This is a genomic window from Pseudomonas sp. S10E 269 (assembly GCF_002798465.1).
Lineage (GTDB): Bacteria > Pseudomonadota > Gammaproteobacteria > Pseudomonadales > Pseudomonadaceae > Aquipseudomonas > Aquipseudomonas pergaminensis.
The window spans coordinates 4,208,830-4,233,900 of the sequence record NZ_PHIJ01000001.1 but is presented as its reverse complement, the minus strand read 5'-3'; the positions used below and the strand labels follow the sequence as shown (position 1 = coordinate 4,233,900).

At 60.7% G+C, this 25,071-nt stretch carries 24 protein-coding genes; 12 read left to right on the top strand and 12 right to left on the bottom strand.

Annotated elements, in window-relative coordinates:
- Positions 1–14: 14 nt before the first annotated feature.
- Complete coding sequence (locus CWC48_RS19715; protein ID WP_010208870.1) at positions 15–293, top strand: DUF3509 domain-containing protein; 279 nt, start codon at positions 15–17, stop codon at positions 291–293.
- Between the two features lie 73 nt (positions 294–366).
- Here the strand turns inward: CWC48_RS19715 and CWC48_RS19710 are convergent, their stop codons facing one another.
- The 4 genes from CWC48_RS19710 to aroC form a co-directional block, all read right to left on the bottom strand.
- Positions 367–636 (bottom strand): response regulator transcription factor, encoded by a 270-nt coding sequence (locus CWC48_RS19710; RefSeq protein ID WP_078049546.1) that lies wholly within the window; start codon positions 634–636, stop codon positions 367–369.
- A 211-nt stretch (positions 637–847) separates the two neighbouring features.
- On the bottom strand, positions 848–1,378 hold the full coding sequence (locus tag CWC48_RS19705) for an acireductone dioxygenase (RefSeq protein ID WP_100490093.1): 531 nt from the start codon (positions 1,376–1,378) through the stop codon (positions 848–850).
- Positions 1,375–2,538, bottom strand: a complete 1,164-nt coding sequence (locus CWC48_RS19700; RefSeq protein ID WP_100492427.1) for an MFS transporter — start codon at positions 2,536–2,538, stop codon at positions 1,375–1,377. The genes CWC48_RS19705 and CWC48_RS19700 overlap by 4 nt, the downstream gene beginning before the upstream one ends.
- Before the next feature lie 97 nt (positions 2,539–2,635).
- Positions 2,636–3,727, bottom strand: coding sequence for a chorismate synthase (gene aroC, locus CWC48_RS19695; protein ID WP_078049548.1), 1,092 nt, complete (start codon positions 3,725–3,727; stop codon positions 2,636–2,638).
- Positions 3,728–3,870: 143 nt separating this feature from the next.
- Between aroC and CWC48_RS19690 the strand changes: the two genes are divergently transcribed.
- Together CWC48_RS19690 and CWC48_RS19685 are read left to right on the top strand one after the other, a co-directional pair.
- Positions 3,871–4,833 (top strand): alpha/beta hydrolase, encoded by a 963-nt coding sequence (locus CWC48_RS19690; RefSeq protein WP_100490092.1) that lies wholly within the window; start codon positions 3,871–3,873, stop codon positions 4,831–4,833.
- A gap of 99 nt (positions 4,834–4,932) precedes the next feature.
- Positions 4,933–5,739, top strand: a complete 807-nt coding sequence (locus CWC48_RS19685; protein WP_058424625.1) for a hypothetical protein — start codon at positions 4,933–4,935, stop codon at positions 5,737–5,739.
- Between the two features lie 987 nt (positions 5,740–6,726).
- Here the strand turns inward: CWC48_RS19685 and prmB are convergent.
- On the bottom strand, positions 6,727–7,635 hold the full coding sequence (gene prmB, locus CWC48_RS19680) for a 50S ribosomal protein L3 N(5)-glutamine methyltransferase (RefSeq protein ID WP_078049551.1): 909 nt from the start codon (positions 7,633–7,635) through the stop codon (positions 6,727–6,729).
- Between the two features lie 240 nt (positions 7,636–7,875).
- Here prmB and CWC48_RS19675 point away from each other — a divergent pair, with 240 nt between their 5' ends.
- The 5 genes from CWC48_RS19675 (at position 7,876) to CWC48_RS19655 (ending at position 10,660) form a co-directional block, all read left to right on the top strand.
- Positions 7,876–8,466: a cysteine hydrolase family protein gene (locus CWC48_RS19675; protein ID WP_078049552.1), complete on the top strand. Its 591-nt coding sequence runs from the start codon at positions 7,876–7,878 to the stop codon at positions 8,464–8,466.
- Positions 8,467–8,608: 142 nt separating this feature from the next.
- Positions 8,609–8,929 carry a hypothetical protein gene (locus CWC48_RS19670; RefSeq protein WP_078049553.1) on the top strand — a complete coding sequence of 107 codons (321 nt, stop codon included), beginning with the start codon at positions 8,609–8,611 and terminating at the stop codon, positions 8,927–8,929.
- A 75-nt stretch (positions 8,930–9,004) separates the two neighbouring features.
- Positions 9,005–9,562, top strand: coding sequence for a Smr/MutS family protein (locus CWC48_RS19665; RefSeq protein ID WP_078049554.1), 558 nt, complete (start codon positions 9,005–9,007; stop codon positions 9,560–9,562).
- A 78-nt stretch (positions 9,563–9,640) separates the two neighbouring features.
- Entirely contained in the window at positions 9,641–10,186 is a 546-nt protein-coding gene (gene folE / locus CWC48_RS19660; RefSeq protein WP_003442011.1) for a GTP cyclohydrolase I FolE, read from the top strand.
- A gap of 102 nt (positions 10,187–10,288) precedes the next feature.
- Entirely contained in the window at positions 10,289–10,660 is a 372-nt protein-coding gene (locus CWC48_RS19655; RefSeq protein WP_078049555.1) for a glutathione S-transferase N-terminal domain-containing protein, read from the top strand.
- A 95-nt stretch (positions 10,661–10,755) separates the two neighbouring features.
- On the opposite strand, the gene CWC48_RS19650 is transcribed toward CWC48_RS19655, so the two are convergent.
- From CWC48_RS19650 to CWC48_RS19640, 3 genes are read right to left on the bottom strand one after another with little or no spacing between them, the layout of a single operon-like run.
- Positions 10,756–11,070: a hypothetical protein gene (locus CWC48_RS19650; RefSeq protein ID WP_099492378.1), complete on the bottom strand. Its 315-nt coding sequence runs from the start codon at positions 11,068–11,070 to the stop codon at positions 10,756–10,758.
- Positions 11,067–12,392, bottom strand: a complete 1,326-nt coding sequence (locus CWC48_RS19645; protein WP_100490091.1) for an acyclic terpene utilization AtuA family protein — start codon at positions 12,390–12,392, stop codon at positions 11,067–11,069. The genes CWC48_RS19650 and CWC48_RS19645 overlap by 4 nt, the downstream gene beginning before the upstream one ends.
- A 1-nt stretch (position 12,393) precedes the next feature.
- On the bottom strand, positions 12,394–13,686 hold the full coding sequence (locus CWC48_RS19640) for a CitMHS family transporter (RefSeq protein ID WP_100490090.1): 1,293 nt from the start codon (positions 13,684–13,686) through the stop codon (positions 12,394–12,396).
- A gap of 111 nt (positions 13,687–13,797) precedes the next feature.
- Here CWC48_RS19640 and CWC48_RS19635 point away from each other — a divergent pair, with 111 nt between their 5' ends.
- A complete protein-coding gene (locus tag CWC48_RS19635) occupies positions 13,798–14,688 on the top strand; it encodes a LysR family transcriptional regulator (RefSeq protein WP_099492376.1) in 891 nt (296 codons plus the stop codon).
- A 21-nt stretch (positions 14,689–14,709) separates the two neighbouring features.
- Here the strand turns inward: CWC48_RS19635 and CWC48_RS19630 are convergent, their stop codons facing one another.
- Positions 14,710–15,312, bottom strand: a complete 603-nt coding sequence (locus CWC48_RS19630) for a glutathione S-transferase family protein (RefSeq protein WP_078049560.1) — start codon at positions 15,310–15,312, stop codon at positions 14,710–14,712.
- 10 nt (positions 15,313–15,322) lie between these two features.
- Entirely contained in the window at positions 15,323–16,489 is a 1,167-nt protein-coding gene (locus tag CWC48_RS19625; protein WP_100492426.1) for a PLP-dependent aminotransferase family protein, read from the bottom strand.
- 81 nt (positions 16,490–16,570) lie between these two features.
- On the opposite strand from CWC48_RS19625, the gene CWC48_RS19620 reads away from it, so the two are divergent.
- The 3 genes from CWC48_RS19620 (at position 16,571) to CWC48_RS19610 (ending at position 19,177) form a co-directional block, all read left to right on the top strand.
- Positions 16,571–16,999 (top strand): MarR family winged helix-turn-helix transcriptional regulator, encoded by a 429-nt coding sequence (locus tag CWC48_RS19620; RefSeq protein WP_078049561.1) that lies wholly within the window; start codon positions 16,571–16,573, stop codon positions 16,997–16,999.
- A 182-nt stretch (positions 17,000–17,181) separates the two neighbouring features.
- Positions 17,182–18,528, top strand: coding sequence for an NCS2 family permease (locus tag CWC48_RS19615; RefSeq protein ID WP_078049562.1), 1,347 nt, complete (start codon positions 17,182–17,184; stop codon positions 18,526–18,528).
- A gap of 10 nt (positions 18,529–18,538) precedes the next feature.
- Entirely contained in the window at positions 18,539–19,177 is a 639-nt protein-coding gene (locus tag CWC48_RS19610) for a LysE family translocator (RefSeq protein WP_099492375.1), read from the top strand.
- Here the strand turns inward: CWC48_RS19610 and CWC48_RS19605 are convergent.
- Together CWC48_RS19605 and uraH are read right to left on the bottom strand one after the other, a co-directional pair.
- The gene (locus CWC48_RS19605) at positions 19,161–24,344 is read right to left on the bottom strand and encodes a dermonecrotic toxin domain-containing protein (RefSeq protein WP_100492425.1); all 5,184 of its coding nucleotides are present in this window, start codon (positions 24,342–24,344) and stop codon (positions 19,161–19,163) included. The two genes, CWC48_RS19610 and CWC48_RS19605, sit on opposite strands and share 17 nt — an antisense overlap.
- Positions 24,345–24,499: 155 nt before the next feature.
- Complete coding sequence (gene uraH, locus CWC48_RS19600) at positions 24,500–24,853, bottom strand: hydroxyisourate hydrolase (protein ID WP_078049565.1); 354 nt, start codon at positions 24,851–24,853, stop codon at positions 24,500–24,502.
- Positions 24,854–25,071 lie beyond the last annotated feature (218 nt).

The window sequence follows — 25,071 nt, the reverse complement described above, 5'->3', positions numbered from 1 at the left end:
CGGAGCTGATAGACATGAGCCTGATCCAAGATAAATTCGCTTCAGTATTCTCCAACTACGACGTCACCACCCAGCCACGTCCTGACGGTGGCATCCTGTTGACCCTGCGTAACAGTGAAGGCAAACAGGTCAAGCGCTCGATCTCTTACCAACAGCTGCACACTGCCGACCAGCTGACCTGGGTCATCAGCGCCATTCGCCGCGACCTGGCAGAACAAGCCAGCGATCTGCCGCAAATTTCGATGTTGCAAAGCCAGAACCGCTTTGCCCTGCCGACCTACCATTCGGCTTAAGCGCCTAAGCTTAAGTAGCAGAAACAGAAAAGGGCCGCGACACCGTTGAGTGTCGCGGCCCTTTTTCATGGATTCAGAATAGCCCCATGCGCGCCGCTTCGTTCAGCGCCTGGACACGGTTGCTGACTTGCAACTTGCCATAGATGTTGCGCAGGTGGAATTTCACCGTGGCTTCGGAGGTGGCGCGTATCTGACTGATCTCCCAGACAGTCTTGCCTTCGGAAGCCCAACGCAGTATCTCCCGCTCCGCAGGCGTCAGCGGCTTTCCGGCCAGGTTGATCCGTCGCCTCAGCGCATTGGGCACCGAATAAGGCGCTTGGGATGATTCCCTTGGACCTCTCATTGGTTTCTCTCCTTATTTATGGGCTTAGCGTTATCACCCTTCGGATTCCTCCTATTGACAGGTGATATAAACGTTAATACCGAGGAGAGTTACACAATGAGGGAGACTCAGGCGTAGGCCTTGAAATAAACAGCAAGGCCTCACAAAGTTTTAAGCTTCTTCCCACAACAACTTCCACCCTTCAAGGGTTGAAGTTTCTGATAGCCCGCGATTAATCGTCCAAACCGGGTAAGCGACGGGCAATCTCGTCACCGGTGAATTGCGGCAACAACCCTGTTGCGGTGTTGAATAACCGCAATGCCACAACGTGCGGGTTCTCACCTATATCAAACCAGTGCGCCATGCCGGCCGGGATCACCAGCAGGTCGTTTTTCTCACAACGCACGGCGTAGACAGAGTCGCCTATGTGCAGGGCAAACAGGCCCTGCCCTGCCAGGAACACCCGTACGTCGTCTTCGCTGTAGCGGCGTTCATCCAGAAACTGCGCACGCAGTTCGTCCTTTTGCGCGTGGTCGCCGGTAACCCTGAGCACTTCCACGCGGGCGTAGCCAAGGGCATCGATCTGCGCCTGGTAGGCCGCAACCAGTTCAGCATCGCTGGCGCCCTTCTCGGTCGCGACGGGTTGCCAACGCTCAAAGCGCACACCCTGTTCGGCGAGGGTCGCGGCGATGTCATCGAAATGGGTCAGGACCTTGTTCGGAGTGTCCGGTGTAGCGACGGAGTAGACAGCGACATAACTCATTGAAGGGTTCCTTGGTTCTGCTCGTGCAATCGAAGACCGATGATAATGGCGGCGGCCAGGGCCGCGACACTGGCGATACTGAAGGTCAGGGTCGGCCCCAACAGGTTCCAACTGTAACCCGAATACAACGCGCCCAATGCGCCGCCGGTGCCGGCCAGGGCGGCGTACAGCGCCTGGCCCTGACCTTGTTGCCTGTCGCCGAAACTGCGCTGCACAAAAGCAATCGCCGCCGCATGAAAACTACCGAAGGTGGCGGCGTGCATCACTTGCGCCAGCAGCAGCACCCAGAAAAACTCGGCAAACGAGCCCAGCAGTAACCAGCGCAGCGCCGCCAACAGGAAGCTGGCCAGCAGCACCCGGCGTACTGAGAAGCGCGCGAGGATGCGGCTCATGGCCAGGAACATCAACACTTCCGCCACCACCCCCAACGCCCACAGCAGGCCGATCACGCCACGGCTGTAGCCCAGGTGTTCGAGGTGCAGGGTCAGAAAGGTGTAGTACGGGCCGTGACTCATCTGCATCAAGGCCACGCAGGCGTAAAACGCCAAGACCCCGGGGCTGCGCAGTTGCTTGAGAAAGCCATCGCCCGCCAGGCGATTACCCTGGGTGGCGGGCTGCGCATTCGGCACCCACAGGCTGGCGCCAATGATGCCGGCCATGATCACCACAACCACCACCGGGTAGATGTCCAGGCTCAGCCAATCGAACAGGCGGCCCATGATCACCACGGTAAGGATGAATCCGATGGAACCCCACAGGCGGATCTGGCTGTAGCGCGCGGTCTGTTTTTGCAGGTGTGCGAGGGTAATCACTTCGAACTGTGGCAACACCGCGTGCCAGAAGAAGGCATGCAGGGCCATCACCAGGGCCAGCCAGGCGTAGGTGTGGCTGACGAAGATCAGCGAAAAACTCACCAGCGTGCACACCGCGCCAAACCGCACGATGGCCAGGCGTCGTCCGGTGTAGTCGCCCAGCCAGCCCCACAGGTTGGGTGCCACGCAACGCATCAGCATGGGGATGGCCACCAGCTCGCCGATGCGCGCGCTGGAGAATCCCAGGTGGTCGAAATACAGCGCCAGGAATGGCGCTGTCGCCCCGAGCAGGGCGAAGTAGAAGAGGTAGAAGCTGGAGAGGCGCCAGTAAGGAAGTGCGGGCGTCATGTCGATTTTTGGGCCTGCTTCGCAGCCCAGCGCGAGCAAGCTCGCTCACCACAAAAAGCTTGCTGAGCACAGCAAGCTCGCTCACCACAGCAGGCTGTCACAGCTGGCCCAGCACCGGTGTATTCACGCGCACATCGGCGTTTTGCCCACGGTTGCGCAGCAGGTGGTCCATCAACACGATGGCCATCATGGCTTCGGCGATCGGCGTGGCACGGATGCCGACGCACGGGTCGTGGCGGCCCTTGGTGATCACGTCCACCGGGTTGCCCTGCACATCGATCGAACGGCCCGGGGTGGTAATGCTCGAGGTGGCCTTGAGCGCCAGGTGCGCAACAATCGGCTGGCCGGAGGAAATGCCGCCGAGGATGCCGCCGGCGTTGTTGCTGAGGAAACCTTCCGGGGTCAGCTCGTCGCGATGCTCGGTGCCGCGCTGGGACACGCACGCGAAGCCGGCGCCGATTTCAACCCCCTTCACGGCATTGATGCTCATCAGCGCGTGGGCCAGCTCGGCGTCGAGGCGGTCAAAGATCGGCTCGCCCAGGCCCGGCTTGACGCCTTCGGCCACCACGGTGATCTTGGCGCCGACGGAGTCCTGGTCGCGGCGCAGCTGGTCCATGTAGGCCTCCAGTTCCGGCACTTTATCCGGGTCCGGACTGAAGAAAGCGTTGTCTTCGACGCTGTCCCAGGTCTTGAACGGAATTTCAATCGGCCCCAACTGGCTCATGTAGCCGCGAACAGTGATGCCCTGGCTGGCCAGGTATTTCTTGGCAATGGCACCGGCAGCTACGCGCATGGCCGTTTCGCGGGCCGAGCTGCGGCCACCGCCGCGGTAGTCGCGCTCGCCGTATTTGTGATGGTAGGTGTAGTCGGCGTGGGCCGGGCGGAACAGGTCCTTGATCGCCGAGTAGTCCTTGGACTTCTGGTCAGTGTTGCGGATCAGCAGGCCGATGGCGCAACCGGTGGTGCGGCCTTCGAACACGCCGGAGAGGATCTCGACTTCGTCAGGCTCCTGGCGCTGGGTGGTGTGGCGACTGGTGCCGGGCTTGCGACGGTCGAGGTCACGCTGCAGGTCTTCCAGGGACAGCTCGAGGCCGGGCGGGCAGCCGTCGACAATGGCGACCAACGCCGGGCCATGGCTTTCGCCCGCGGTGGTGACAGTGAACAGCTTGCCGAAGGTATTGCCGGACATGCAGGGCGCTCCGTGAAATCAGTTGAATCAAGTCAACCGTAATAACTTAAGGCGCCCAGTATACGCAGGCTAACCGAGTAGTTCATCCTCGAAACCTTACCGGTAGACCTTGGTCCAACCGGCACCTTCCTCATGATGGCGCGATGATGCTGCGAGTTCTTCTGTTCACCCTGACGTTGTTTACCGCCGTGGCCCAGGCCGCCTCCCCTGTTGTGCTGCAACGCCCCATCAGCCTGGACACCGGCAGCGGCGAGCTATTTGGCTCGTTGTTGCTGCCTCAGTCTGACAAGCCCGTGCCGGTGGTGCTGATCATCGCCGGTTCCGGCCCCACCGATCGCAATGGCAACAGTGCCGACGGCGCCCGCAACGACAGCCTCAAGCGCCTGGCCTGGGTGCTGGCGCGGCATAACATCGCCAGCGTGCGCTACGACAAGCGCGGCGTGGCCGCCAGCCTGGCCGCCACGCCGGATGAACGCAACCTGACCCTGGACGCCTACGTGGCTGATGCGGTGGCCTGGGGCAAACCGCTCAAGGCCGACAAGCGCATGGGCCCGCTGATTGTGCTGGGCCATAGCGAAGGCGCCCTGGTTGCCGCCCTCGCCGCCCCCCAACTGGACCCGGCGGGCGTGATCTCCCTGTCCGGCAGCGCACGCCCGGTCGATCAAGTCATTCGCCAGCAATTGGCCGATCACCTGCCCCCTGCCCTGTTGCTGCGCAGCAACGAGATCCTCGATCACCTCAAGGCCGGCCAGGTGGATACCGATGTGCCTGGCCCTCTGGAAGGCATTTTCCGGCCCAGCGTGCAGCCTTACCTGATCAGCCTGTTCCGTGCCGACCCGTCGGCCGCGTTCGCCAAATTGCGCATGCCCGCGCTGATCATCCAGGGCAGCAACGATATCCAGGTGGGTGTGGGCGACGCGCAGCAACTGAAGAAGGCCAAACCCGATGCGCAACTTGTGCTGATCGAGGGTATGAACCATGTGATGCGTATTGTGCCCAACGACGTCAAGCAGCAATTGGCCTCCTACAATGACCCCCAACTGCCGCTCGCTGCCGAGCTGGGCAGCCGCCTTGTGCGCTTTATCGACGGACTTCAACCCCGTTAAGCGACAATTTGCCTCCAGTCCTGAGAGAAACGGCCGATAAGCCCAGAGTCGACAGTAAAAAGACTGTCGACTTGCTGGGTTTGGACAGGATCGCGCCGCATGACAACCACTGAAGCAACACCGGAATCCACCGCCGACACCCCGGCTGAAAAAACCGAGGCCGTCGACGCGGCACCCCTGCCATGGGCGGATGTACAGGCCGAGCATTTCAAGATGCTGCGCCTTGCGCCCCTGGCCACTGACCGTGCCACCGGTGTACGACCGTTGCGCTTCGTGCAGTTCGGCTATGCCGAACGCAATGACAAACACCACAGCTTGCTGCGCATGGTCATCCAGCTGCCAGGCCAGCGGGTACGCCGTGAACAGAACCATCTGGATATCTGGGTCGACCACGACAAGCACCGTGTGCACTTCGGCCCCGGCAACAGCCTGGAAATCGAACCGGCCAACCGCGGCATCGGTCGCTTCCTGGTGGCCCAAGGCGCTGCATGGGCGAAGAAGAAGTGGTCGCACTACCGCGTCGACGGCGTTGACCTGGCCAACAAAGATGCATTGAACGAGGCCACCCGCCTGCGCCGCGATCACTTCTTGCGCATCCAGGGGTTTGATGTGGCCTACGCCGATGTGCAGCACCTGAAAGGCAACGTGCAGCCGGGCAAGGTCGGCGATGTGCTGGACAGCTGGAACACCGAGAAAGTGCAGTTTGTGGAGATTCTCGAAGCCGCGCAGATGCTGCAGCAGGCCGAGCAGAACCTGGCGGAGCAGGAAGTGAAGCTGCGCAAGGAAGAGGAAAAGGTTACCAAGTTCAAGCGTGAGGACAGCGGGTTGCGGTTTACCATCACGTGCTTGGTGGCGTTTACGGTGTTTCAGGCGGGGTTGCTGATCTGGATTGCCACCCACCGCTAGTGAGCTGGAACGCAGTCAAAGGTGGGAGCTGGCTTGCCTGCGAAGGCGGCCTCACAGCCGACCACAAACTAACTGCCACCCCACGATCCAAATATGGAGCTGGCTTACCTGCGAAAGCGGCCTCACAGCCGACCACAAACTAACTGTCGCCCCGCGATCCAAATGTGGGAGCTGGCTTGCCTGCGAAGGCGGCCTGACAGCCGACCACAATCTAACTGTCCCCCCGCGATCCAAAAATGTGGGAGCTGGCTTGCCTGCGAAAGCGGCCTGACAGCCGACCACAATCTAACTGTCCCCCCACGATCCAAAAATGTGGGAGCTGGCTTGCCTGCGAAAGCGGCCTGACAGCCGACCACAATCTAACTGTCACCCCGCGATCCAAATGTGGGAGCTGGCTTGCCTGCGAAGGCGGCCTGACAGCCGACCACAATCTAACTGTCATCCCGCGATCCAAATGTGGGAGCTGGCTTGCCTGCGAAGGCGGCCTGACAGCCGACCAGGATGTTGGATCAGACCGAGTACATATCCGTGACTTGGGTAACGGCTGCTAATGGTTCCGCCCTTACGGCGGCTCACTTTGGAAAAGCCCCAAAGTTACCAAAGGGCTCTTGCCCCAACACTCGGCACCTCGCCTAGGCTCGGTGTGCCCGTAATCCGACAGGTATTTGGGGGGCCGCCGCCACGCGCCATCCATGGCGCGGGGCGGCTAAACCGGCATCCCTGCCGGTTTACCCCCCAAATCCCTGTCGAATTCCGGCCAGCGTGTTTGACGGGGCGCCTAAGGTCAAAAGCCAGATCAAAAGCTAGATCAAGATCAAGATCAAGAGCGGCTCGCTTCGCATCGTGGTTAGGGTTGGTTGGTGCGAAGATACCTGTGGAATACGAACCTGTAGGAGCCGGCTTGCCGGCGATTGCGGAGTGTCGATGACGATTGCGGTGTCTGACACGGCGCGATCGCCGGCACGCCGGGCGCCTACAGATTGTGCCTCACACTCGGGCGGCGAAGACGGCCTGGTGCTGGCGGCACTGCTCCGCGGTGAGCATGAACACGCCGTGGCCACCGCGCTGGAAGTCCAGCCAGGCGAAGTCCACTTCCGGGTACAGCGCTTCGACGTGCACCTGGCTGTTGCCCACTTCAACAATCAGCAGGCCCTTCTCGGTCAGGTGGTCTGCCGCTTCGGCCAGCATGCGCCGCACCAGGTTCAAGCCATCGTCGCCGCAGGCCAGGCCCAGTTCCGGTTCGTGCTGGTATTCATCCGGCATGTCGGCGAAGTCTTCGGCATCCACGTACGGCGGGTTCGACACGATCAGGTCAAAGCGCTGGCCCGGCAGGCCGTCGAAGCCGTCGCCCTGCACGGTGTACACGCGCTCGTCGACGCCGTGGCGCTCGATGTTCTGGTTGGCGACTTCCAGGGCTTCGAAGGACAAGTCCCCCAGTACCACTTCAGCGTCCTGGAACTCGTAGGCGCAGGCGATGCCGATGCAGCCGGAGCCGGTGCACAGGTCGAGGATGCGCGCCGGTGGCTGGGCCAGCCAAGGTTCGAAGCGGTTTTCGATCAGCTCGCCAATCGGTGAGCGCGGGATCAACACGCGCTCGTCGACGATAAACGACAGGCTGCAGAACCAGGCCTCTTTCAGCAGGTAAGCGGTGGGCACACGCTCATGGATACGGCGATGCAGCAGGCGCTGTACGTGGGAGATTTCCTCTTCTTCCAGGTTGCAATCCAGATAGCTATCGGCAATTTCCCACGGCAGGTGCAAGGCGCCGAGCACCAATTGCCGGGCTTCGTCCCAGGCATTGTCGGTACCATGCCCAAAAAACAGCTCTTCCCCATGGAAACGGCTGACAGCCCAACGGATGTGGTCGCGCACGGTGCGCAGGCGGGATGTGATCACGGGGGCAAGCTCCTGGGAAAAAACGACTGGCGATTCTAACAGCCTTCACCTGTACCGACGATGTACGAAAACCCTTCGCCATCCGTCGGATTTCATACAAATTGCCATCATTGTGTTAAACAGGCCCACCTCTTGACATGGCTGCACGTCAACAACGGCGTACCTTATGATGGTAGCGATTCACAGAACCGCTCAGCCAGTGGACAATGTCACAAAAGCCCCCCTCACAGGAGCCCCAGAATGTCCGTTCCAAAGACGATGTTTCAACTCAGCGGTCGTGGTTACGCAGCAGCGAACCTCAGCCATGCGACCCTCGTGATCATCGACGCCCAGAAGGAATACCTCAGCGGTCCGCTCGCCCTCTCGGGCATGGACGCTGCCGTTGGCAACATCAAGCAACTGGTTGGCGCAGCGCGCAATGCCGGGCGCCCGATCGTGCACGTGCGCCACCTGGGCACCGTGGGCGGCCTGTTCGACCCCCAGGGCGAGCGCGGCGAATTCATCCCGGGCCTTGAGCCTGAGGGTGACGAAACCATCATCGGCAAGCTGCTGCCCAGCGCGTTCCACGGCACCGGCCTGGAAAAACACTTGCAGGACCTCGGCTCCCTGGACCTGATCGTCTGCGGTTTCATGAGCCATTCCAGCGTCAGCACCACCGTACGTGCCGCCAAGAACCTGGGCTTTCGCTGCACCCTGGTGGAAGACGCCTGCGCCACCCGTGACCTGCCGTACAAAGGCGGCATCCTGAGCGCCGAACACGTGCAGCAGACCGAAATGGCCATCATGGCCGACAACTTCGCCACCCTGGCGTTGACCAAAGATCTGATCTGATCGACCTTCTGATGAGCGGCGCGGCAGTGTTTATTGCCCCGCTCATCCGCAATGCCTTTTCATTTGGCGCATTTACCCCTCGTCCCGGAACAACCTGTGTATTGTCCGGTCGAAGGGCCGATACCCTGGAGGAAAGGTCGGAATGAAGATATCCGATGGTTTTGATGCTCGTCGCTTGCGCCCCAAGGGCCCGAGCAATTGGCGTCTGCGCCTGGTGGCCGGCATTGCCGCGCTGCTGGCGATTGTAGGTGTGCTGTTGGCCGGCGCTGGTGGTGCCGGTTTGTTTGGTCATTCACCGGCCCTTGGCGAACTGAATGCCAGCCCCGGTGGCTCGGCGATTCTGTTGGTGATCGGCCTGCTGGTGCTGTGGCTGGGTATCTGGTTGTGGCGGCGCAGCCGTCGGAAAATGCGCCAACCGTTGTCGCTGAATATCGCATCGCACCTGATGAAAAAGCACGACTAATGGCGCTTGGATAGCGTTTCCTGCGCCCCGGCCGCCGCGATTTAGGTAAACTGCCCGCCCTTCGCGGAGGCTGACATGCAAGACGACGATTTTTCCCTGTTCAAAAACGAGCTGCGCGGCGTCAAGCCGATCAAGCACGACCGCGCCGACACCGGCAAACCCAAGGCTGACCGGGCGCAAATCGCCAAACTGCGCCAGGCCGCGACCGTGCGCACCGATGCCACCACCGTGGACGGCCTCTCGGACCAGTTCGTGATCGACGTCGGCCCCGAAGACGAGCTGATGTGGGCCCGCGACGGCGTGCAGGAAAGCCAGATGCGCAAGCTCAAGGCCGGCCAGATCCCGTTCGAAGGCAGCCTCGACCTGCACGGCATGACCGTGGAAAAAGCCCGGGAAACCTTGTGGGCCTTCCTGGCCGAAGCGACCAAGTTCGAAATCCGCTGCGTACGCGTCACCCACGGCAAGGCCGTGCGGTTGGACGGCAAGCGCCCAATGATCAAGAGCCACGTCAACACCTGGCTGCGCCAGCATGCCCAGGTACTCGGCTTTACCTCGTGCCAGCCCCGCCACGGCGGCGCCGGTGCGGTGTATGTGATGCTCAAGCGCACCATGATGGAAGGGCGCGACGAGTAACAAGTGCCATCGTCAGGCTTGCAGCGATGTGCCCGCCACCGTAACCTTGCGCTTTGCGAAAATCCCACAGGTAGTTTCATGTCCCTGGAACAGAATTACACCGCGATCCTCGGCCAACTCGGCGAGGACGTTTCCCGCGAGGGCCTGCTCGACACGCCAAAGCGTGCCGCCAAGGCGATGCAGTACCTTTGCCGCGGCTATGAGCAGACTCTGGAAGAGGTCACCAACGGTGCCTTGTTCAGCTCCGACAACAGCGAAATGGTGCTGGTCAAGGACATCGAGTTGTACTCGCTGTGCGAACACCACCTGCTGCCGTTTATCGGCAAGGCTCACGTCGCCTATATCCCGAGCGGCAAAGTGCTGGGCCTGTCCAAGGTTGCGCGAATTGTCGACATGTATGCCCGCCGCCTGCAGATCCAGGAAAACCTCAGCCGCCAGATCGCCGACGCGGTGATGCAAGTGACCGGCGCCCTGGGCGTGGCCGTGGTGATCGAAGCCAAGCACATGTGCATGATGATGCGCGGTGTGGAAAAACAGAATTCGTCGATGATCACCTCGGTGATGCTGGGTGAGTTCCGCGAAAACGCGGCCACCCGTAGCGAATTCCTCAGCCTGATCAAGTAACGGGCTGCGTAAGAAAAAACCGGCGTTCATCGCCGGTTTTTTTTCGCCTGCAGAATTAAGGTAAGCTGCGGCCCCTTCTGTCATGGGCAAGAGGTTTCAGCCATGTTCGTCAAAGCACTTCGAGTCGGCCTCGGCCACATCATCATCGCGGGCGACTTCCTGACCCGCCCCCGCAAAAAGCAGCGTCCCGCCGAGCAGCAGGCGCAGGTGAATGCCGCCGCCAAGGAACTGACCCTCTATCAATTCCACGCCTGCCCATTCTGCGTGAAGACTCGCCGTACCCTGCATCGCCTGAATGTACCGGTGGCCCTGAAGGACGCGAAAAACAACGAGCAGGACCGCCAGACCCTGCTGGAACAAGGCGGCAAGATCAAGGTGCCGTGCCTGCGTATCGAAGAGAATGGCCAGACCACCTGGATGTACGACTCCAAGGTGATCATCGATTACCTCGACAAGCGCTTCGCCGCAATCTGACAGACACCGCCCTCCCGTTGGCGCCCGACTTGCCGGCGATGGCGTGCAAAAAACCACCGCCTGGCTTTCGGGCCCATCGCCGGCAAGCCGGGTTCCTACAGGTTGATGTCTAAATCCAGCAGCGCGGACCCCAGGCACTTGCCATGGGCATCCAGCGCCAGCGAACGGGTGACCCCGCCGCGCAAGATCCCCGGTAGCACGAAGTTGAGTGCCTGCACATTTGGCAATTCGTACCGCCGCACGGGTGCGGCGCCGGGCTCCAGCAGGTCCGCAAAAAATGCTGTTACGCGCTCGGCCGTCAGGTGTTCGCACAGCAACGGGTAATCCTCGCCACGGTACGCAATGATCGAGATATTCGACGTGTCGCCCTTATCCCCGGTGCGGGAATGGGCCAGTGTGTGCAGCTTCATGCTTCGATCCTCGGTTTGACCGCACCACGCGGCAGCAGCAAAGACGCCACCGCCACCACCTGCCGCAGGCTTTTAATGGCGCCACCACCACCGGACGGGCCGTTGGTGTAGAGGGTTTCCACTTCATTGCCCACGCGCACCGCTTCACCGCGCTCTTCACAGCGCGCCGCCACGCGCAGGCGCACTTCCCAGGGCTCGACCGTGCTGCGCGGGCCGTGCAGCGAGTCCATGCCGATCAGTTCGGCGCGCACGTCCTGCATGTTCACGCCCATCAACTCAAGCCGCTTGAGGACGACCTCTCGCGCCAACTGCGCCCGCGCGACCGCGCCGGGGCCGCCGTAGGACATCTGCCCTTCGCCGATCCAACCGTCCAGGTAACCCACGCTGACTTTCAACTGCTCGGGTCGTGCACGGCCATCCGCCCCCACGGCGCGAATGCGATCAACGCCCTCCTCCACAAAGCCCACGTGGGAAAAGTCCGCGGTCACATCCGGCGTCAGATACGCCGCCGGGTCGTGCACTTCGTAGATCAGTTGCTCAGTGCAGGTGGCGCGGCTGACCCGCCCACCGGAGCCGCTGACCTTGGTGATCAGCGCGTCGCCATCGGCATCGATCTCGGCCAGCGGAAAGCCCAGGCGCGCCAGGTCGTCCACATCCTTGAAACCGGGGTCGGCAAAATAGCCGCCGCTGACTTGCCCGGCGCATTCGAGCAAATGCCCGACCAGGGTGCCTCGGCCCAGGCGTTGCCAGTCGTCCGCCGCCCAGCCGAATTCGAACATCTGCGGCGCCAGGAACAACGAAGGGTCGGCCACCCGCCCGGTGATCACCACATCGGCATCAGCGCGCAACGCCTCCAGAATGCCGTCGACACCTAGGTAGGCATTCGCAGAGATCAGCCGCTCACCCAGGGAGCCGACGGTCTGGCCGTTGTCCAGCAACCACTCTGGCTGCAACACCGTCAACACATCGTCGCCAACCACGGCAACCACCTTGAGACCAAGGCCCAACTCGCTGGCAATTCGCCGCACTTCAACTGCCGCTGCCACCGGGTTGGCCGCGCCCATATTGGTGATCACCCGCAAACGCCGGCGCCCGGCCTTCACACCAACGAACGGCAACACCCGGCGCATGCGCTCACTCAGGAGCGGGTCGTAGCCACCCTGCGGGTCACTGATGCGCGCCTGCTGCGCCAGGGCAATCGTGCGTTCGGCCAGGCATTCGAACACCAGGTAATCCAAGTCGCCGTATTCGGCCAACTCGACTGCAGGTTCGATTCGGTCACCGGAATAGCCGGCGCCGGAACCGATGCGCAAGGTTTTCATTTCAAATAACTCCCAGGAGCAACGCCGTCAGGGTCATCAACACTGACGCGGCAAACAGAAACGGAATGGTGAAGCGTTGGTGGTCGGCCAATTCGACCTTGCACAGGCCCACCAGCAGGAAGGTTGCGGGGGTCAGCGGGCTGACCGGGAAACCGGTGGTGTGCACGCCCAGCAACGAGGCCTGGGCCACTTGCAGCGGGTCGACGCCCAGGGCCTTGCCGACTTCGGCGATCACAGGCATCACGCCGAAATAATAGGAATCAGGGTCGAACAGCATGCTCAGCGGCATGGAAATGAAGCCCACCACCGCCGGGATCAACTTGCCATGGCCCGCCGGAATCTGCGCCACCGCCACTTCGGCAATGGCCTTGAGCATGCCGGTACCCTGCATGATCCCGGTGAACACCCCGGCGGCCAAGAGGATGCTGGCCATGGTCAGGGCGGTCTTCGCATGGGCATCAATGCGGGCGCGCTGGGCGTCGACGTTCGGGTAGTTGATGCACAGCGCCACGACGGTGCCGAGCATGAACATCACCACCGGGTCGACCCAACCGGCAATCATCACCACCATCACCAGCACGGTGAGGATCAGGTTGACCCAGAACAGGCGCGGACGACGCAGCTTGATGTCATCGTCACTGAGCACCCGCTGCGGCACGGCATCCACGCTGGAGCCGGCGCCGAGGCCCAGGCGTTTTTCTTCGCGACGGCCGAGCCACCAGGCACAGGCAAACACAAAGATCAGGCCGACGATCTGCACCGGGATCAGTGGCTGGAACAGGTCCGCCACCGGCACATGCAGTGCCGCAGACGAGCGCAACACCGGCCCGGTCCAGGGCAGGAAGTTGACCCCGGCCGCCATCGCGCACACGCAGGCCAGGATGCGTTTATCGATGCCCAGCCGCGTATACAGCGGCAGCATCGCCGGCACCGTCACCAGAAAGGTCACCGCGCCGGAACCGTCCAGGTGCACCAGCAGCGCCAGGGTCGCGGTGCCTACGACAATTCGTGTAGGACGCGTCCCTACCGTGCGCAAGATGCGGTCAATGATGGGGTCGAGCATGCCAGCATCGGTCATGATCCCGAAAAACAGGATCGCAAACACAAACATACCCACCACGGGGGCGACGTTCTTGATACCGGTGATGATGAAAGCGCTGGTTTGCAGGCCGAATCCGCCGAGCAGCGCAGCGATGATCGGCAAGGCGATCAGGGCCACCAGCGGCGAAAGGCGTTTGCTCATGACGGCAGCGAGCAGGCACAGGATGGTAATGACACCCAGGGTAGCGAGCATGGGTTACTCCAGAGCGGCCTTGATGGCCGGTTATTGTTTTCCCTGGAGTATTGGAAGCGGGTTAGTCTTTGTAAATTGGAATATTCACCAGCCAGTGTTCGGAAAAACAAAATGAAGAACAGCATCCAGCACATTCAGGCGTTCCTTGCGGTCGCCCGCACCGGCAGTTTCACCAAGGCGGCCAATGAGCTGCATCTGTCGCCGTCGGCGCTGACGGTGCAAGTCCAACAGTTGGAAGACTGGCTAGGCGTCGCCCTGCTCGATCGCAGCCCGCGCCATGTCAGCATTACCGCCGCCGGCCAGGACGCCCGCGGGCCGATGGAAAAACTGCTGCTCGACCTGGACAACATTGTCACCGGCTCCCGCGACCTTGCCGCCTTACGCCGTGGCGTGGTCACCATCGCCGCCCTGCCCTCGGTGTGCGCCGGCACCCTGCCGCCGGTTCTACGCCTGTTCCGCGAACGTTTTGCCGGGATTGAAGTACGCCTGCATGACCTGGTGGCCCATCGCATTCATGCCCAGGTGCGTTCCGGCGAAGTGGATTTCGGCATCGGCGTGCGCGCACGGCTCAGCCATGGCCTGGACTTCGTGCCGGTGCTGAATGATCGCTTGTGTGCATTTGTGCCGGTGGATCATCCGCTGACCCGCCATCGCACACTGGCCCTGGAACAACTGGCGGACCAACCGATCATCCTCACAGGGCGTGACAGCAGCGTGCGTGAACAAGTAGACGCGCTGTTCGATGAGACGCGCCTGACGATGAATGCGGGGATGGAGGCCAACTACATGTCAACCGTGTTGGCGCTGGTGCGCCAGGGGCTGGGGATCAGTGTGCTGCCGGAGTCGGCGGCGGACAGCCTGGAGGGGTTGAAGCGCATCGACATCGATCACCCCGGCGTGAACCGGGAGATCGGGTTGATCAGTCGCAGCGGGATGGGGTTGAGTCCGGCGGCACAACGCTGCTTTGACCTGCTGCACGACGAACTATCTGACACACCGTAGCCCCACATTTGCGCCTCGTTGTCAGTCGAGCATTGGCACGTGCTTGGGATGGCTGGCAACGCGCTTCAACCACGCCTGTACACCCGGATAAGCATCCAACTCAAAACCACCCTCATTTGCCACATGGGTGTAGGCATACAAGGCCACGTCCGCAATGGAGAACTGCTCGCCGACCAGGTACGGCGTCAGTTGCAGTTGGCGCTCCATGACCTTGAGGGCCTTGTAACCGCCCTTGTGCAGTTTCTTGTATTCCTCCAGGCGGTCTTCGGGCAGGCCCAGGTAAAACTGGATAAACCGCGCCACCGCAATGTACGGCTCATGGCTGTATTGCTCGAAGAACTGCCATTGCAGCACTTGTGTGCGCAGGCGCGGCTCGGTCGGCAGGAACTCACTGCCATCGGCGAGGAAGTTGAGAATCGCGTTGGACTCCCACAGGCAGGTGCCGTCTTCCAGTTCCAGCACGGGGATCTTGCCATTGGGGTTCTTCGCCAGGAACTCGGCGGTCTGGGTGTCACCCTTGAGGATGTCCACATCGATCCATTCATACGGAATGCCCAGCAGGCTGAGCATCAATTTGACCTTGTAGCAGTTGCCCGACTTGTAGTCGCCATAAACCTTGTACATGGGGCTCCCCTTATGCCGCTTGCGCGTGCTGTGCTTGACGGACCACCGCGGCCAGGCGCTTGAGACCTTCGTCCAGGCGGGCCGGGTCGATATGGCTGAAATTGAGCCGCAACGAGCCAAGGTGTTGGTCTGGCTCGGAAAAGAACGGTTCACCGGGCATGAACGCGACGTTCTGGTCGAGCGCTTGAGCCAACAAGGTGCGGGTGTCGAGCGGCTGTTTCAAGGTCAGCCAGAAGAATAATCCACCCTGGGGCACTTGCCAGTCGGCCAGGTCGCTGAAATGCCGTTCCAGTGCGGCCTGGAAAGCGTCGCGGCGTTCGCGGTAAAAGCTGCGCAGTTGCACCAGATGATGCTGGTATTTTTGCGTGCCGATCCACTGCATCGCCTGCCATTGACCGACGCGGTTGGTGTGCAGGTCCGCCGACTGCTTGAGCTTGAGCAGGTGTGGGAACAAGTCCGGGCTGGCGATCAGGTAGCCGACGCGCAGCCCTGGCAACAAGGTCTTGGACACGGTGCCGGTGTAAATCCAACTGGCCTTTTGCAGGCGCCCGACGATGGGTTTGGCGCTGCCGCCGTCGAAGGTCAATTCGCGGTAGGGTTCGTCTTCGATCAGGGTCACGCCGAACTCATCGAGCAACGCCGCGACGGCCTCGCGCTTGGCTTCGCTGTAACGCACGGCCGAGGGGTTCTGGAAGGTCGGGATCAGGTAGATGAACGCCGGGCGATGGCGTTCGAGGTTTGTACGCAACGCGGCCAGGTCGGGACCGTCGGCTTCCAGTTGCACGGTCAGGCAGTGCGCGCCGAACAATTGGAAGATCTGCAAGGCGGCCAGGTAGGTCGGGCCTTCCAACAGGATTTGCGTGCCTTTATCGATATAGAGCTTGGCCGCCAGGTCGAGGGTTTGCTGGGAGCCGCTGACCACCAGCACCTGGCTGGCCTGGCACGGCACACCCAAGGCGCGTGCTTCTGCGGCGAGCAGTTCGCGCAGCTGTGGTTCGCCTTCGCTCATGCCGTACTGGCCGATGTTCAGCGGCATGTCGTCCCAGTTCAGTGCGGGCAGCATGGCTTCTGCGGGCAGGCCACCGGCGAACGACATCACTTCCGGACGCTGGGCGGCCGCGAGGATTTCACGGATCAAGGAGCTTTTAAGGCGCGTAACACGTTCAGAGAAGGCCATAAGGTCACCGGTAGCGAAGCCTGGGGGAAATACGTCAAACTGGTTGACCGAAATTACGATGACTTGCACGGATACGTCAATATGCTTGACCTTAAAAACCCAACCGCCCAGCAAGAGGCCATGGAAGCGTTCTTCTTTGGTTACCAGGCGTTCACCGCCAAGGCTGACGAAATGCTCGAGCGCCGTGGCCTGAGCCGGGTGCACCAGCGCATCGTGTTTTTTATCGCGCGCTACCCTGCCTTGAGCGTGAAAGAACTGCTGGAACTGCTGGGCGTGAGCAAGCAGGCGCTGAACATACCGCTGCGCCAACTGCAGGAAATGCACTTGGTGAACAGCGTTGCGTCCGAGACCGACAAGCGCAAACGCCTGCTTGAACTCACGGAAGAAGGCCTGCGTTTCGAGCAATCCCTGCGCCGTGAACAAGTGAAGTTGTTGCAGCGCGCGTTCGGCGAGGCCGGGGAAGAAGCGGTAGCGGGATGGCTGGCCGTCAATCAAGCATTGAGCGGTTGACCTATCCCCTCACACCGCTATTCGAAAACATTATTTGCTTTATTTGTATACAAAAGCATAATTCGCCTCGTGCGAGTTCCTGACCTATTGGTCAACAAAACCCGCCAGTACCTCAAAGCGCTGTTGCCCACACCTGTGACCGGCGCTGGAAATAACAATAAAACTCTTGAGGAGTACTCGCTGTGGATAGCCGCAAATCCGAAGCCCCGACGCTGGACCTTGCCCCCTCACAGAACAGTTGGCTGGAACGCCTGTTCAAACTGCGCTTGCATGGCACCACAGTGAAGACCGAGCTGATCGCCGGCCTCACTACCTTCATCACCATGGCCTACATCATCTTCGTCAACCCCAACATCATGGCCGACGCCGGCATCGATCACGGCGCGGCGTTCGTCGCCACCTGCATCGCCGCCGCCTTGGGCTGCCTGTTGATGGGCCTGTACGCCAACTGGCCCGTGGGCCTCGCGCCGGGCATGGGCCTGAACGCGTTTTTCACCTACACCGTGGTCGGCACCATGGGCTACACCTGGGAAACCGCGCTGGGTGCGGTGTTTATTTCCGGCGTTCTGTTCATGGGCCTCACCCTGTCCCGCGTGCGTGAATGGTTGCTCAACAGCATCCCCGTGAGCCTGCGGCATGCCATGGGCGCAGGGGTGGGCCTGTTCCTCGGAGTGATTGGCCTGAAGACCGCCGGCATCATCGTCGACAGCCCGGCTACCTTGATCAAGCTCGGCTCCTTGCACGAGCCGGCGCCGCTGCTAGCGGCCGTGTGCTTCCTGCTGATCGCCATTCTCAGCTATCACCGTGTGTTCGGCGCGATCCTGATCAGCATCATCGCCGTGACCCTCGCCGGCTGGGGCCTGGGCCTGGTGCACTACAACGGCATCCTCTCCACCCCACCCAGCCTGGCGCCGACTTGGATGGCCATGGATATTAAGGGTGTATTCAATGTAAGCATGATCAGCGTTGTATTTGCCTTTCTTTTTGTACACATGTTCGACACCGCAGGTACACTGATGGGCGTCGCGCAACGGGCCGGCCTGGTGAATGCCGATGGCAAGATCGACAACCTGTCCCGCGCCTTGAAGGCTGACAGTGCTTCCAGCGTATTCGGCGCCATGGTCGGCGTTCCACCGGTTACCAGCTACGTGGAGAGTGCCGCAGGTGTGGCCGCTGGCGGTCGCACCGGGCTGACAGCGGTGACGGTAGGCATCCTGTTTGTGGCGGCGATGTTTTTCGCGCCGTTGGCCGGCATGATTCCGGCGTACGCCACGGCGGGTGCGTTGATTTATGTGGCAATGCTGATGATGGCAAGCATGGCCCATATCAATTGGGATGAAGCCACCGACAGCATTCCGGCAATCGTCACCGCGATCATGATGCCGCTGACGTTTTCGGTCGCCGACGGGATCGCCCTGGGGTTTATCACCTACGTGGCGCTCAAGGCGGGCACCGGCAAGTACCGCGAGATTTCTGTGAGCCTGTGGGTGCTGTGCGCAATTTTTATCGCCAAATTCATATTTCTATAAGGAGTAACGGATGAACCTGGAAACCTGGCTACTGTTCAGCGGCGCGGCATTGGTGGTGATTCTGATCCCCGGGCCGTTGTCACTGTTGATGATCAGCAACAGCCTCAATTATGGCTTGCGTCGGTCATACCCAGCGTTTCTGGGTGGGGTGTTTGCCTCTATCTGTTTGCTCAGCGCCTCGGCCCTCGGTTTAGGCGCGCTACTGCTGGCGTCGGAACAACTGTTCAGCGCCTTGAAAGTGCTTGGCGCGGCGTACCTGTTTTATCTGGCCTGGCAAAGCTGGCAGCAATCGCGGCAGCCGGCACACGCTGCTGAAGTCCCACCGGTAGCGAGCACACCGCGCTTTCGCGCCCTGTTTGGCCGTGCGTTTGTACTAGGCGCCAGCAACCCCAAGGACATTCTGTTTTTCGCCGCGTTCCTGCCGCAATTTCTCAGCAGCCAGCAAGCGTTCCTGCCGCAGTTGCTGATAATGATTGCGACGTGGACGCTACTCGATTTGCTCTGCAAGCTGGCCTACGGCCTGGGCGCGCACGGCGCCGCCCGCTACTTGCGCAGCGGCAAGGGCCAGAGTTGGTTCAACCGCATCAGCGCCGCCCTGTTCAGTGGGGCGGGCATTGTTTCGCTGATCAAGGTCAGGCTGCCAGTTTGACGAAGTAAACGGTGGCCGATACCCGCCCATTAACGGGCCACTGGATGCCGGCCAAAATACGCACCAAGCGTTGCTCACTCAGTGCGAGCTTGACCTCGGCCGACAACGCCGTGTTCATATAGACGGCGGATCGCCCCAGGAACCAATTATCCGTCAACCTGTTGCCCAAGGGGAGGCTGGCCTTTTCAATCCAGTGAAAAGTCAGGTAGTAGAGCATGCCGGGTGAACGGGGGTGTGTGGCGACGGCTTCCTGTACGGATTTGCCGCGTTTGACTTCGAGCTCCCGAACACTGAACCCTTGCTCCTGCAGCACGCTCTTGACGGCATCGCGCTGCGCGACACCGCGTTCAGCCGCCCGCCCTTTGCCTTCGCGCTGCAGCGGTTTTGCCAAGCGGCGCGGCGGCGTGAAATCAACACGCGTGAAGCCAGGGGCTGCGCCCTGATAGCCGACGAATGTAGTGCTTCGTCCTCGTTCAGTTGGCCGTAACATCCTCAGCAAATCGTCCGTCTGCCCCGGTTTTGCAGGTGCTGGCGGCAACCAGCCGTCCAGCGTTGCGCGCACATTGAGCATATGAGTCGCCGTCGCCGCCCTGGTTGTATCTGACAGCTCAATCATCCTCGCCACGGCAAATTCGCGACTTTTATGCGTCATGGACGGAAAGGCGTCCGCCACATACTCCGTGAGCGGCTTATCGAACAAGGGCGCATGCAGTTGCCACCCGCCCGTTGGCGTGCGAGACGCTGGAAGGGGTTGCTCAACCAGATGCGTGCTTGTCCAACGCTCGATATCGACGCGAGCCAACGAGACCGGGGGCTCATTCTTCGTAATAAACACGATACGGTTCAAAGGTGCTTGCCCACCCTGCGGCAGCAACCTGTAAAAACCGCTTGAGGGGTCTGTGAAGCTCGCATAGGCAGGGGCGACCCGGAGGGCATTGTAGGAAAACCCGTGTGCATCCAATGGCACAAAGAAAATGCCAGGTGCGGGGGAGTTTAATTGCGGACTGATCTGGATTTGCATACGCCAATCGAGCCAATGGAGGGCGGGTGTGGAGGACTGGAGGATCCTGTTTTCGGTAGCCGTGCGCACGACGGGTGGCCACCAGTCCGGCGCCGGCGATGCCCGTGAGGGCCATGGATCAAGCACGCCCGAACTCGTTCCAGCCGCCGGCAGAGGCGCGTCGGCGCCGAGTAACCACTCCCGGGACTCATGGATGTTGATGATCAGTTCGTCCTGTTCCGGCAGCTGCTTGTTTTTCAAGCGCAACGACGGCTCGTTCGCGCGCCGGTAAACCGGATAATGGTGAGTGCCGTCCACCACAAACAGCTCGCCATTTTTGACGTAGACACCTTCCCGCCCCGGCCCCTTCAACGCCACAGCGTCTTCGGGCACCGATTTGACTTTAAAACGCTCCAGTGCCGGAAGCTGCCTCACCGATGGGGTCGAGGGGACGGTAGGGGCCGGCTCCACACGCCAGCGATGCATCCGCCGCAAAGCCGGAGGCAGAGCAGACCGTGCAGCACCCGCCCCCGCTCTACCCGGGCCAGGTATGAAGGTCATGACCAGGCCGACCATGAAAAATTTTATCGTATCGGCGAGCACGCCTTTATCACGGGGGTCGCCAGAGCGTTGATAACGTTGCGCGGCGATGTGCAACTCATAGAGGTCACTGAACAGCCCGAGAATCGGAATAAAGACACTCAATACCATGCGTATTTTGGCGACGCTCTCATCGCGAAGACGGCGGGTTCGATATTTTTCCAGCGCCTTGTTGGAGTAACTGGCCGCCTGTGTCTGGCGCTGCAGCTCATGTACGTACCCGCGGTACAGCAACGCCTGGGCATCGCAGCCGGGGTTGGCGACGATTGCCAGCCAATCCTGCGGATCACTGGCAATCTGTTCGGACACCTGCTCCTCTATCTCGTCAAGCGACAGCGATGGCTCCCGATGCTTCACCCGAAGCGCGCGAGATAACCGCCAAATCCCTTTCACAAAGGCGTTACCGGTGGCCACATCGAGAATGCTGGTGGCCTCTGGTTCAAGCGTTGCCTGAAAGGCCCAGCCCGGCGCGACCTGCCGCGCCAGCGCCTTGGCGTTATCGGGCAATGCGCCCAGACGGTTCAACTCAGCTCGGGCCTTTTCAAGACCGCTGTACTCAGTGAGCACCAAAGCGTGCGGGGCCTGGGGCCAATAGACCACGCAAAGTCCGGAGCGCTTGTCTTCTACCACCACTATTCCGGTGACATAGCGATCATGTTGCATCGTATGTCCCACCACATGAATCCCATGCAGCCGTACTTCATGTTGGTTTTTCAACAGATCCTGCGGCGCACGTGCGGCCATTGCCGTGCTGAACACGCTCTGTGCTGTGGTGGACAACCCCTGTTGAACCGCGCAAAACAGATGATAATCAGCGCCCGTGCGCAACACGCGATTCAATAACTCGGGAATACGTCCTTCGCTGGGCGAGTGGTCGGGGCTGGCCGGTGGGTAAAAGGTGTTTTTTATCAACCCGTCGTAGTGACCGCCGATATCCAGCGAAGAGATCATTTGCCTCAGATGGTTAACATGAAAGCCTGGCCATGGCCTTCGCAGAATACAGGCACGGTTTAATTTGTACTGCGTCCAAGATGCCAGCGGATCAAGGTTTTGCAGCGCCACCTCCAACAGACTGAAGGCCCTGCATGCAGAAGACAGAGGCAATAGGGTTCGCGGGCCCTTCAGGAGGCAAGCCTCTTCATAATCACAATACGTGCCGTGAATATCGCCAGACATCGCGATAAAGGGCTCATCCACACCAATCTCCAAGGCGATCCCCTCGCGACGCAAGCGGGCGGTCAACGCTTGGCGGGCATAGGTGTGCAAGTCCGGCAGACGTTGCTCTTGCCGCGCTAAAAATGCCCAGACGCTGCTCATGTAAAGCGTCTGCAAGCGCCTGAAGGGTCTACGCTGCGCACGCGTTGCCCCCGTTAACCATGCCGGCAGTTTTTTCGCTTCAAGCGCAACCTTGCGCAGCAGCTCAATATTCGCCTGCGCGCGGCTCAGAGTACTGTTGACAGGAACCTGCAGGTGTTGCTTCAGCTCAATCAGCAGCAGCGCACGGCTCAACTGCGGATCCTTTACCTCGCTGAAAACACGGGTGATATCTTCACTGCTTTTGTGCAAACGGTCGTAGGCCCCCAGCAATTTCTTGAGCGTGGCCAGCGCGGGTTTACCTGGGATCTCTACATAGCGCACGCTCAGGGTTTCACGGGCGGCGTGTGCACGTAAGTCGCGACGCTTATCGCGCTCCACACAGCCCCACAGCACAGAGTCGTCCCGGCTGCTCAGGCTCGCCTTGAGACTGCGGGTTAACCGGTCCATCCCGGAAAAAGCCAACACCCCCCCCTCCACCCCAAAAGCGTACAGAACCACGGGAAGCTGGCGCGTCGGCCTCCTCAGCGCCGCTGCCGTGGTGACCACCCACAGGTTATGGAGCGAAAAGAAGGCGCCTAGGTCGTTGCCGATTGCGACTGACATCACCCTTGTTTGACTGCCGGGGCGCTTGCTTGCCAAAGGCTGCTCTATCACTTCAATCATCAAGTCCCGATGGGCCGTGCTGAGGAGTGCGAGTCGGTGTTGCAATTGAACCTCACAACGCAGAGCCTCGGCCTGGGCGTTCATGAACAGAGAAACACGCCTGGGAGTACCCGCTCCGCCGGGTCGCTCAGCCCAAAAAACCAGATCAAGCGACCGTTGCAGCACCTCCTTCATCAACGTCTTCAACGCCTGTGCATGCACCTCCAATTGACTCATCAGCGACCGGAGCTCTTGGTACGCGGGTGTCTCTGCGGCGGGATCATCCGGGGCCAACAGCGCGACCAGACCTTTTTCATAGCGTTTTAACTGATGCTTTTCGGTGAGTAACGCGAGGCCCGGTGCCATGCTCGCAAACACTATTTCTGCGTGTCGTCGCTGATGATCCCACTCAAGTAATGAGTCGCGGATGGGCCCCAGGCGAACGCCGCCGATCAACTGCTTTCTGGTGCGCTCCATGAACCTGAGAAAGGGCACTGCCTCCATCGGTTGAGACCGGGGGGGCTCTGCGGAGTAGACCTGCGCCAGATTAATCGTAAAGGCACAAGCGACTTCATTGGCCCATTGCCCCTCCAGCAACATCTGAGCGCCTTGCGTCAGTGCATCCCCCACAATCTTCGGACCACACGCGAATCCAGTTGTCGGCGACAGGCCAGCCGGTGGGCACAATCGATTGCGTCGATTCAACGGCATACACTGCCACAGCTGGTGAAAACGCTCTCTGTCCAGCTCCAGCAGGCCGCATTGAAGGTCGGTGAAGCTCGGATACTCGTAAAAATTGCGCACCACACCTGGAAGGTAAATTACGTGGAGGGCTCTAGCAGGCTCGCCCTCACGATAAATATGCAATGCTCCGGGGATCGCTTCAGCGGGCGCACCCGGCCACATCAATTGGCTCACGTGCACGTTGGCCCAAGGTTCACCCGCCCGCTGGCGTGCCTCAGCAGTCGGGGCATCGATGACGGCCTGGACCATCTGCATTGCCGCACTCGACAGTTCGTCCAATTGCCAGGTAATAAAGGCCCGGTCAGCGAACAGTCCCACGTGCAGCTCGATCCAGCGCTCACGCCGCGTCAGCCAGGAACCCATGGCCAGGGTATTCCAATAGGTTTCCTGCGCGTGGGCCAGCCGGTCAGTCAGCCGCATCTCGATAGCCCGTTGCACCACCTCCGACGGCGTATAGAGCAATCGACGATTCGGCTCGCCCTTGACGCTCAGTGCGGTGAAGGCGTTGACGTTGATTTCCACCGCCGGCTTCACCAGCACCAACAATGCCCGCTCGGTCAGCGTCTGGACCTTCTCGGGCAAGAGCGGCGGCTTGGGCTGGGTAAACAACAGCGTGTCCGGGTCAATCTCAAACGCCTTGTGCAGCTCGGCGCGAATGACCTTCAATACTGTGGGCGAACGTCCTATCAGGTGGGCAAGTGCCCGAGTCGACTCGACACACCGAAGGTCGGCAAGGGCAATCTTATTGACCAAGCGGCTGGGATGCGTACTGGCGTTTATTCGCCATCGCAGTGTGTTGCGCATGTCCTGCGATGCCGTTTGGGCGGCTATATCTGCATCATTGGTATCGAGGGGCGGGCTCATGGTGTTTTCTATCAATGAGAAAAAACCAGCCTAGATGGGGCGCATATTCAAAAGGCGCTAGATAGTTAAGCCCATCCAAGAATCGAAAAAAAGCCCGCAGTGTGGGCGGGCGAAAAACCAACGAAGAGCTTTGGGGGTGTGAAGCAAGGTGACGCTCAGCTACCGCGATAGGTGGAGTAGCTGTAAGGCGAAATCAGGAGGGGAACATGGTAATGATCCTGCTCGGCGCTGATGCCAAAGCGCAGCACCACTACATCCAGGAAGGCCGGCTCTGGCAGTTGCACACCACGCGCGCGGTAATAGTCGCCAGCGCTGAATTGCAGTTGGTACACGCCGCTGCGATAGTCATCACCTTGCAGCAGCGGCGCGTCGCAACGACCGTCGCTGTTGGTCAGGGCGGTGGCAACCCGTTCCAGCTGCGTGCCTTCGACGCGGTACAGTTCAACCTTGATCGCGCTGCCGGGGCAGCCGTGCGCGGCGTCCAATACGTGTGTGGTCAAGCGTCCCATGGCGTCTTTGCGCCTCCCGTAGACAGTAAGAAGAGTGATCCGCACTTTTTCGGGGCAGCGAAAAAGTCGGCGATGGCTGATTAAGACACTTTCTAAAAAAATTGTACACAATAAATTTAACAAATATCCCAACCCCTGTAGGAGCCGGCGTGCCGACGCCAGTGTCTGGCCTGATACGCCGATGGGAACCCCTCGCTGGCAAGCCAGCTCCTACAGGT